Source organism: Caballeronia sp. M23-90, from assembly GCF_053574605.1.
Window position 1 is genome coordinate 1 of sequence record NZ_JBSIPA010000258.1, and the last position, 9,299, is coordinate 9,299.

9 protein-coding genes and 1 riboswitch are annotated in these 9,299 nt (G+C 59.6%); all 9 genes read right to left on the reverse strand.

Features of this window, described 5'->3' with window-relative positions:
* Window positions 1-105: 105 nt before the first annotated feature.
* Window positions 106-1,110: a peptide ABC transporter ATP-binding protein gene (locus tag ACRXB1_RS22360; protein WP_062000604.1), complete on the reverse strand. Its 1,005-nt coding sequence runs from the start codon at window positions 1,108-1,110 to the stop codon at window positions 106-108.
* On the reverse strand, window positions 1,107-2,102 hold the full coding sequence (locus ACRXB1_RS22365) for an ABC transporter ATP-binding protein (protein ID WP_062000605.1): 996 nt from the start codon (window positions 2,100-2,102) through the stop codon (window positions 1,107-1,109). The genes ACRXB1_RS22360 and ACRXB1_RS22365 overlap by 4 nt, the downstream gene beginning before the upstream one ends.
* Before the next feature lies 1 nt (window position 2,103).
* Complete coding sequence (locus tag ACRXB1_RS22370) at window positions 2,104-3,021, reverse strand: ABC transporter permease subunit (RefSeq protein ID WP_062000606.1); 918 nt, start codon at window positions 3,019-3,021, stop codon at window positions 2,104-2,106.
* A 4-nt stretch (window positions 3,022-3,025) separates the two neighbouring features.
* Entirely contained in the window at window positions 3,026-4,036 is a 1,011-nt protein-coding gene (locus ACRXB1_RS22375; protein WP_062000607.1) for an ABC transporter permease subunit, read from the reverse strand.
* A 113-nt stretch (window positions 4,037-4,149) separates the two neighbouring features.
* On the reverse strand, window positions 4,150-5,784 hold the full coding sequence (locus ACRXB1_RS22380) for an ABC transporter substrate-binding protein (protein WP_086380886.1): 1,635 nt from the start codon (window positions 5,782-5,784) through the stop codon (window positions 4,150-4,152).
* 421 nt (window positions 5,785-6,205) lie between these two features.
* Complete coding sequence (gene metF, locus ACRXB1_RS22385) at window positions 6,206-7,045, reverse strand: methylenetetrahydrofolate reductase [NAD(P)H] (protein WP_449493249.1); 840 nt, start codon at window positions 7,043-7,045, stop codon at window positions 6,206-6,208.
* A gap of 34 nt (window positions 7,046-7,079) precedes the next feature.
* Window positions 7,080-7,433, reverse strand: coding sequence for a phage holin family protein (locus tag ACRXB1_RS22390; RefSeq protein WP_060817653.1), 354 nt, complete (start codon window positions 7,431-7,433; stop codon window positions 7,080-7,082).
* 66 nt (window positions 7,434-7,499) lie between these two features.
* Window positions 7,500-8,921 carry an adenosylhomocysteinase gene (gene ahcY, locus ACRXB1_RS22395; protein ID WP_062168335.1) on the reverse strand — a complete coding sequence of 474 codons (1,422 nt, stop codon included), beginning with the start codon at window positions 8,919-8,921 and terminating at the stop codon, window positions 7,500-7,502.
* 33 nt (window positions 8,922-8,954) lie between these two features.
* Window positions 8,955-9,095, reverse strand: a riboswitch (S-adenosyl-L-homocysteine riboswitch).
* A 53-nt stretch (window positions 9,096-9,148) separates the two neighbouring features.
* Window positions 9,149-9,299 (reverse strand): LrgB family protein (locus ACRXB1_RS22400; protein WP_449493250.1); only part of this gene is annotated, 151 nt, incomplete at its 5' end.

Genomic DNA, 9,299 nt, shown 5'->3' on the forward strand with positions numbered 1-9,299 from the left:
TCCACGCCGGTCAGCGCAAAGGCCGCCGGCGCCGAGACGAATGAAGCAGCGACAAAAACCACGGAAACAGCGAAACGGCGCGCAACCTGCCGCGCCGCCGTTGTGTCAGGCATCGATCTCCCCGACCTCCTCGGCGCGGTGACACGAGACGTGCCGCCCATCAACGAAACGCAGCGCCGGTTCTTCCACGCGGCATTTATCGATTGCATACGGGCAGCGCTGATGAAATGTGCAACCTGATGGAGGGTTCAGCGGCGACGGCATTTCGCCTTGCAGCCGGATCTTGATGCGCCGGTCTTCTTCGAACAAGGCCGGTGTCGCCGACATCAGCGCGCGCGTGTAAGGATGCCGCGGCCGCGCGTAGATGGTTGCTTTGTCCCCAAGTTCGGCAACACCGCCAAAATACATCACCATGACGTCGTCGGCGATATGTTCCACCACCGACAAGTTGTGCGAGATGAACACATAACTCGTCCCGAACTGTTGTTGCAGGTCCATGAACAGGTTCAGGATCTGCGCCTGGATCGATACATCCAGCGCGGACACGGGTTCATCGGCGACGAGAATCTGCGGGTCGAGAATCATCGCACGCGCGATCGCCACACGCTGCCGCTGACCGCCCGAGAACATATGCGGATACCGCGCCGCATGTTCCGGCCGCAAACCGACGGTGCGCATCATGTGCGCAATCCGCTCGGCGCGCTCGTTCGCGGACAACTTCGTGTTGATCGCGAGCGGTTCGCCGAGCGTCTGCTCGACCGTCTTGCGCGGATTCAGCGACGCAAACGGATTCTGGAACACCATCTGCACGCGTTGCCGCAAGTCGGCGATCTTCGCGCGGTTCGCATCCGCCACATCTTCGCCATCGATCAACAATCGTCCCGACGTCGGCGCTTCGATCATCGTCAACTGACGCGCCAGCGTCGATTTGCCGCAACCGGATTCGCCCACCACGGCAAGCGTCTTGCCGCGCTGAAGCGAAAACGACACGCCGTTCAGCGCCTTCACCGTGCCTTGCGCGAACATGCTGCGCTTGACGCTGTAGTGCCTGGTGAGTTTATCGGCGACGAGAACCGTATCTTGAGTCGCTACTTGAGGAACTGCGTTCATTGCGCGCCTCCGTGTTCTGCCACGAGTTCCAGGTTCAGCGGCTTGATGCAGCGCGCGCGGACAGCCGGGTCGTTCGGGGCGAGTTGAAAGAGCGCCGGACGGGCCTTGCGGCAATCATCGACGGCGTATTTGCAGCGCGGCGCGAAAAGACATCCGACCGGACGGTCATCGCGGCCCGGCACCATGCCCGGCAACGCGGCAAGACGCTCCGCCCCGCGGCTGTGTTCAGGGATCGCGGCCAGCAATGCTTCCGTGTAGGGATGATGCGGCTCGCTGAAGATCGTCGGCACGTGATTCGTTTCGATAACCTCGCCCGCGTACATCACGGCCACGCGCTGCGCGACTTCCGACACGACCGCGAGATCGTGCGAGATCAGCACGAGCGCCATGCCGCGCTCCTTCTGCAGCTTCACGAGCAACTCCATGATCTGCGCCTGGATGGTGACGTCGAGCGCGGTCGTGGGTTCATCGGCGATCAGGAGCTTCGGGTTGCACGCAACCGCCATCGCGATCATCACGCGCTGGTTCATGCCGCCCGACATCTGGTGCGGGAAGGCATCGATGCGGCTTTTTGCATCCGGAATCCCAACCTGATCGAGCAATTCCAGGGTGCGCTGATGCAGCTTCGATCCCCGCAAACCTTCGTGGAGCCGGAGAACTTCCTTGATCTGATAACCGACCGTATAGCTTGGATTCAGACTGGAGAGCGCGTCCTGGAAAACCATCGCAATGTCCTTGCCGATGATCTTCCTGCGTTGCCGCGCCGAGGCCTTCAACAAGTCGATGCCGTTGAACGTGACCTGATCGGCGGTGACGATTCCGGGCGCGTCGATCAAGCCCATCAGGGCCATCATCGTGACGCTTTTGCCGGAACCGGATTCGCCGACAACCCCGACCACTTCGCCGGGTTTGACGGAGATATCGATCCGATCGACGGCGGGCAGGCCGTTGAAGCTGACCGCCAGATTGCGGATAGTGAGGAGATCGTCCATATCACGCCATCCGCTTGAGTTTGGGGTCGAGCGCGTCGCGCAGACCGTCGCCGAGCAGATTGATGACGAGCACCGAAATCAGGATGGACAGCCCGGGCATGGTCACGATCCACCACGCACTTTCGATGTAATCCCGCGCGGACGCCAACATCGCGCCCCACTCCGCCGCCGGAGGCTGAACGCCGAGGCCAAGAAAGCCGAGCGCGGCGGCATCGAGAATCGCGGAGGAAAACCCCAACGTGGCCTGCACGATCAGCGGCGCAGCGCAGTTGGGCAACACTTGCGAGAACATCAGCCGCACGGTGCCGGCGCCGGCCACGCGGGACGCCGTCACGTATTCGCGCTGCAACTCACCGAGCGCCGCAGCACGCGTCAATCGAACATAACCGGGCAACGCGACGATCGCGATGGCAAGCATCGTATTGACCAGCCCCGGTCCGATGATCGCGACCACCGCAACTGCCAGCAACAACGAAGGCAGCGCGAGCAGCACGTCCATGATGCGCATGATGGGGGTATCGGCCCATTTCTGGAAAAACGCCGCGATCAACCCGAGCACGACGCCCGGAATCAGCGCGAGCACGACCGAGACAAAGCCGATCCAGAACGACAACCGAGCGCCGTACATCAGGCGCGAGAGGATGTCGCGGCCGGCTTCGTCGGTGCCGAGGACAAAACGCCAGTTGCCGCCATCGAGCCACGCGGGTGGAATCTTGACGTTGTCGCGATACTGCTCGATAGGACTGTGCGGCGCGATCAACGGCGCGAAGATCGCGACGAAGATCAGGATCAGCACGATCGCGCCAGCCACGACCGCGCCACGGTTGCGCGAGAAGTTGGCCCAGAATTCGCGGCCCGCCAGAAAGCGGCCGCCGGGGATCGGCGCCAGCGCGCCAGGATTGTTTTGGATATCGGCCATCGGCTTACCTCGTATGGCGAATGCGCGGATTCAGCACGCCGTACAACAAGTCGACGATTAGATTCACGAGAATGACGAGCGTCGCGATCATCAGGATACCGCCCTGCACGACAGGATAATCGCGGCGGCTGATGGCATCGATCAGCCACTTTCCAACCCCCGGCCACGAGAACAGGGTCTCGGTCAGCACGGCGCCCGCGAGCAGCGTGCCGACTTGCAGGCCGATCACGGTGACCACGGGAATCAGCGCGTTGCGCAGCGCATGCACGATCACCACGCGTCCGGGCGCAAGCCCTTTGGCGCGCGCCGTGCGAATGTAGTCCTCGCGCAAGACCTCGAGCATCGATGAACGCGTCATCCGCGCGATCACCGCCAGCGGAATGGTGCCCAGCACAATGGTCGGCAGGATCAGGTGGCTGACGGCGGACTTGAACGCGCCTTCATCGTCGGAGAAAAGTGCGTCCCACAGCATGAAGCCCGTGCGGTGCGGAATGTCGTACTCCACCGCGATACGCCCGGAAACCGGCGTCCAGCCGAGCTTCGCCGAGAAGAACATGATGAGGATCAAGCCCCACCAGAAAATCGGCATGGAATAACCGGTGAGCGCGGTGCCCATCACGCCGTGATCGACAATCGTGCCGCGTTTCAACGCAGCCGCGACGCCGGCGGGCAAACCCACCACTAGCGCGAAGATCATCGCGCAGAAAGCGAGTTCCAGGGTCGCGGGAAAGCGGCCGAGGAATTCGCCCATCACGCTGGTGTTGGTGATGATCGACATGCCGAGGTCGCCTTTCAGCGCGTGTCCGACATAGTGGAAATATTGAACAGGAAGCGGCAGGTCGAGCCCGAGCCGCTTCATGGCTTCGGCGTGCATTGCCGGGTCCACGCCGCGCTCGCCCATCATGACTTCAATGGGATCGCCCGGGATCAGGTGGATGAGTGCGAATGCAAGGATCGTGATGCCGATGAACGTCGGGATCACCATGCCTATGCGTCGCAAAACGAATCGGAACATGGTTCGTCTCTTTGGGGAGGAAAAATGCGACCGGCGACGCGGGCTTGTGACCCTTGTCGCCGGACCTTTTCGACTAGTTATGTTTTTCGTGCAAGAAGCGTACCGCGCGAAGCTTACTGCATGCCCACGCCGTCAAAGCGCAAGTAACCCAGCGGCTCGATCTTCATGCCCGTGACCTTCTTGCTCGTCGGTTGATAAACGGTCGAGTGAGCGATCGGCGAGAAGGGCAGTTGATCAGCGAAAATCTGCTGCGCCTGCATGTAAGCCTGCGTGCGCTGCGCCTGATCGGACGTATTGCGGCCCTTGATCACCAGGTCGTTGAACGGCTTGTAGCACCAGTGCGAGAAGTTGCTGCCGTTGACAGCGTCGCAACCGAGCAGCGTGCCGAGCCAGTTGTCCGGATCGCCATTGTCGCCCGTCCAGCCGATCAGCATGGCGTCGTGTTCGCCCGCGTGAGCGCGCTTGATGTACTCGCCCCACTCGTACGACACGATGTTCGCCTTCACACCGATCTTCGCCCAGTCAGCCTGGATCATCTCGGCCATCAAGCGCGCGTTCGGGTTGTACGGACGCTGGACCGGCATGGCCCACAACGTGATCTCGAAGCCATTCGGGAAACCGGCCTTCGAGAGCAGCGCCTTGGCTTTGGCGGTGTCGTAGGACGCGATCTTCAGGTTCTTGTCATAGGACCACTGGGTCGGCGGCATCGGGGCGATCGCGGCTTGTCCTGCGCCCTGATACACCGATTCGATGATCGCTTTCTTGTTGATCGCCATGTCCAGCGCGCGGCGGACATCGACGTTGTCGACGTTCTTCTTGGTCACGTTGTAGGCCACGTAACCTTCGTTGAAACCGGCCGAGGAAGGCGTGTCGAGATTGGTATCGGCTTTCAGCGGGGCGATGTCAGCCGGACGCGGATAGCTCATGACCTGGCATTCGTTGCTTTTCAGCTTTTGCACGCGAACGGCGGCGTCCGGCGTGATCGAGAAAATCAGCTTCGAGATTTTGACCGCGCCCGCTTTCCAATAATCAGGATTGCCGTCGAAACGGATGGTCGCGTCTTTCGTATAGCTGCGGAAAATAAACGGGCCTGTGCCGACCGGCTGCTGATTGATATCCGATGCCTTGCCCGCTTTCAGCAATTGCTGGCCATATTCATCCGATTGAATCGATGCATATTCCATCGCCATATTCTGGATGAACGGAGCATTCACTTCTTTCAGCGTGAACTTGACCGTGTACGGATCGACCTTTTCGATCTTCGTGATCAGCTTGTCGAGTCCCATGTCCGTGAAATACGGGAACGATGCCGGATACGCCTTGCGGAACGGCTGGTTCGGGTCGAGCATGCGGTTGAACGTGAAAAGCACGTCGTCCGCGTTGAATTCGCGCGTCGGCTTGAAGAACGACGTGGTCTGGAACTTCACGCCGTGGCGCAGGTGGAATGTGTAGGTCAGGCCATCAGCCGACACATCCCATTTTTCCGCGAGGCCCGGCTCCACTTTCGTGCTGCCGCGCTCGAATTCCACGAGGCGGTTGAACACTGTGAACGTGTTAGCAGTGAAATCGGTGCCCGTGGTGTATTGGGCGGGATCGAAACCGGCCGGGCTGCCTTCCGAGCAGTACACGAGCGTTTTGTTGGGAATGGGTGCCGCATGAGCGACGCTCGCAGTCACGAGCGATGCCGCGATGGCGGCGCTGACGGCCATCGACAGATGGGCAGCTCGCAACAGGCCAATTTTCTTCATGTTTCCTCCAGGTCTTGTGCCGGCTAAAACCGGCGTAGCGCGATATTACTGAGCTTTGCCGGGGGGAACAAGGCGACGAAATTCCTTATCGGAATTTGCTTCAGCACGAGTTTCCGGCGTATCGGGTAAATGACTGAAAAGGCCGCGTTTTGCTTGTTTACCCCAAGGTATTCGAGGATTTCTGACGATTTGGCGCGTTTTTATTGGAATGCGCAATATCGCCGAAATATGGCGCCGCGGCGAATTCGGGCGCTACCGTAGCACGAAGAACCGGCCAGGTTAAGTTAACAATTTTGGTGGCAGTGACGGTGAAAGCGAAAGTGCATCAAGTTTCGTTATGCACAATGTTTCGATGTGATTGGATGCAAACGAACAATCTGGAGAACCGCGCGAGGAACGTCGCGCGGGTAATACTTGATTCCTACCGTCCCTGCAGCTTCAACCGCTCGCAAATCGTCTTGCTCGCAGCCGCGCCGTTCAGCGTATAAAAATGCAGCCCGGGCGCGCCTTCCTTCACCAGCCGTTCGCACAAACCCGTCACCACATCCAGTCCGAAAGCGCGGATGGATTCTTTATCGTCGCCGAAGCTTTCCAGGCGGCGTGCAATCCACTTCGGCATTTCCGCGCCGCACATCTCCGAGAAACGCATCAACTGCGAGAAATTCGTGATCGGCATGATGCCCGGCACGATAGGAACATCCACGCCCAGCTTGCGGGCGTCATCGACGAAACGGAAATACGCGTCCGCGTTGAAGAAGTACTGCGTGATCGCCGAATTCGCGCCCGCTTGCACCTTGCGCACGAAGTTATCCAGATCGGATTTCGGCGAGCGCGCCTGCGGATGGTATTCCGGATAAGCGGCGACTTCGATGTTGAACCAGTCGCCATGCTCGGCGCGAATGAAGCTCACGAGTTCCGACGCATATCGCAACTCGCCGACTTCGCCCATGCCCGAGGGCAAGTCGCCGCGCAACGCGACAATGTGCCGGATACCGTGCTCGCGATACCCGCCGAGAATCCCGCGAAGACTATCCTTCGATGACCCGATGCACGACAAATGCGGCGCCGCCTCGAGTCCCTGCTTCATCATTTCGAGGACGGTATCGAGCGTGCCTTGCTGCGTGGAACCACCCGCGCCGAACGTCACGGAGACGAACTTCGGATTGAGCGTCTTGAGCTGCGCGCCGGTGGCGCGCAATTTCTCGATTCCTTCCAGCGTCTTCGGCGGGAAGAACTCGAATGAGAGTTCGATCGGTTTCATGATGAAATTTAAACGGGCGCGCGAAACTGACGCGTTACCCGAAACTGCGCTGACCAAGAATCAGCGCGGACAGCAGCCAGGACACGATGCTGTACAGAATCGAGCCGAAGAATGCCGACCAGAAACCCGATACCTCGAAGCCCTTCAACAAGGAAGCGCACAGCCAGAAGCACAGCGCATTCACGACCAGGATAAAAAGCCCGAGCGTGAGAATGGTCACTGGCAACGTGAGCAGCACCAGGATCGGACGCAGGAATGTATTGATCAGTCCAAGCACGATCGCCACGATCAGCGCGGTGCCGAAACTGCGGATGTGAATCGATGGCACGAGGTAAGTGATGATCAACAACGCAAGCGCGTTGATCAGCCAGGTCAGCAACACGGACATCGATGGTCTCCTGGAACTTGAGGTCAGACGCGCATGGGTGAGTTGAACCCATGCGCGGACTAACGATTAATAGCGATAGTGATTCGGCTTGAACGGACCCATCTTGTCCACGCTGATGTAGTTCGCCTGATAATCGGACAGCACGGTCAGTTCAGCACCGATACGCCCCAGATGCAGACGCGCGACCTTTTCATCAAGGTGCTTCGGCAAGACATAGACCTTGTTTTCGTACTTGTCGCCGTGAACGAACAATTCGATCTGCGCGATCGTCTGGTTCGTGAACGATGCCGACATCACGAACGACGGGTGGCCCGTTGCACAACCCAGGTTCACGAGACGCCCTTCGGCCAGCAGGATCACGCGCTTGCCATCGGGGAAAATGATGTGATCGACTTGCGGCTTGATGTTTTCCCACGTGTACTGGCGCGTGGAAGCAACGTCGATTTCCGAGTCGAAGTGACCGATATTGCAGACGATCGCGTTGTTGCGCATCGCCTTCATGTGGTCGTGGCCGATCACGTGGAAGTTGCCCGTCGCCGTCACGAAAATGTCGGCTTTGTCGGCCGCGTATTCCATGGTGACCACGCGATACCCTTCCATTGCCGCCTGCAACGCGCAAATCGGATCGATTTCCGTGACCCACACCGTCGCGCCGAGACCGCGCAGCGATTGCGCGCAGCCCTTGCCCACATCGCCGTAACCTGCGACGACCGCGATCTTGCCCGCGATCATCACGTCGGTTGCGCGCTTGATGCCGTCGACCAGCGATTCGCGGCAGCCGTACAGGTTGTCGAACTTCGACTTCGTGACCGAATCGTTCACGTTGATGGCCGGGAACGGCAGGCGCCCTTCCTTTTCCATCTGATACAGACGATGCACGCCCGTGGTCGTTTCTTCCGTCACGCCCTGAATGTGCACGAGGCGTTTGGAATACCACGTCGGATCCACGTCGAGATGGGCCGCAATCGACTTGTACAGCGCGACTTCTTCTTCGTTTTCCGGCTTGGCGATAACCGAACGGTCCTTCTCGGCCTTCGAGCCGAGGATCAGCAGCAACGTGGCGTCGCCGCCGTCGTCGAGGATCATGTTGGCGAATTCGCCGTTCGGCCATTCGAAGATGCGGTGGGAGAATTCCCAGTATTCGTCGAGCGATTCGCCTTTGAATGCGAACACCGGCACGCCGCCCTGGGCAATCGCGGCCGCAGCATGATCCTGCGTCGAGAAGATGTTGCACGATGCCCAGCGCACGTCCGCGCCAAGAGCCGTCAACGTTTCAATGAGCACGCCCGTCTGGATGGTCATGTGCAGCGACCCGGCAATGCGTGCGCCCTTCAGCGGCTGTTGGGTCTTGTACTCCTCACGCGTTTGCATGAGGCCGGGCATTTCCGTTTCAGCGATGTTCAGTTCCTTGCGGCCCCAGGCAGCAAGAGACATGTCGGCGACGAGGAAATCCTGGTTGGTTTTTGAATCGAGAACTGCGGCGTTCATCACGCCCTCCTTTCTAAATGGAAACATAGAAATTTGACGTGAGCGCCGTTCGATGCGGTGGTTCAACAAGCGCTTGAATAACTGACCGCGCTGGTCGCTCCGTCCGATTGAATGCTTCGAGCCTGGCAGTTTTCCGGGGTGCTGATGGAAACCGTCGCAACGCTCCTCGAAGCGAGTTCGGATTGTAGCAAATCGGGATAGGACGCGGTTGTCGCGATTCGAGGGAATTAAAAGGGCAAGAAAGTCAGCAAGGGCGCGAGCAAAACCATGACAACGCCGGAAATCATCATGGTCAGACTGGCCACGACGCCCTCTTCGTTGCCGAGTTCGCGCGCTTTCGCCGTGCCCACCCCATGCGCTGCGGCGCCGAACAGCGCA

Bases quoted from the DNA above. Each gene is read 5' to 3' on its own strand.
- ACRXB1_RS22380 (WP_086380886.1), bottom strand. From the start codon at position 5,784: ATGAAGAAAATTGGCCTGTTGCGAGCTGCCCATCTGTCGATGGCCGTC.
- metF (WP_449493249.1), bottom strand. From the start codon at position 7,045: ATGAAACCGATCGAACTCTCATTCGAGTTCTTCCCGCCGAAGACGCTG.
- ACRXB1_RS22360 (WP_062000604.1), bottom strand. From the start codon at position 1,110: ATGAACGCAGTTCCTCAAGTAGCGACTCAAGATACGGTTCTCGTCGCC.
- ahcY (WP_062168335.1), bottom strand. From the start codon at position 8,921: ATGAACGCCGCAGTTCTCGATTCAAAAACCAACCAGGATTTCCTCGTC.
- ACRXB1_RS22375 (WP_062000607.1), bottom strand. From the start codon at position 4,036: ATGTTCCGATTCGTTTTGCGACGCATAGGCATGGTGATCCCGACGTTC.
- ACRXB1_RS22390 (WP_060817653.1), bottom strand. From the start codon at position 7,433: ATGTCCGTGTTGCTGACCTGGCTGATCAACGCGCTTGCGTTGTTGATC.
- ACRXB1_RS22370 (WP_062000606.1), bottom strand. From the start codon at position 3,021: ATGGCCGATATCCAAAACAATCCTGGCGCGCTGGCGCCGATCCCCGGC.
- ACRXB1_RS22365 (WP_062000605.1), bottom strand. From the start codon at position 2,102: ATGGACGATCTCCTCACTATCCGCAATCTGGCGGTCAGCTTCAACGGC.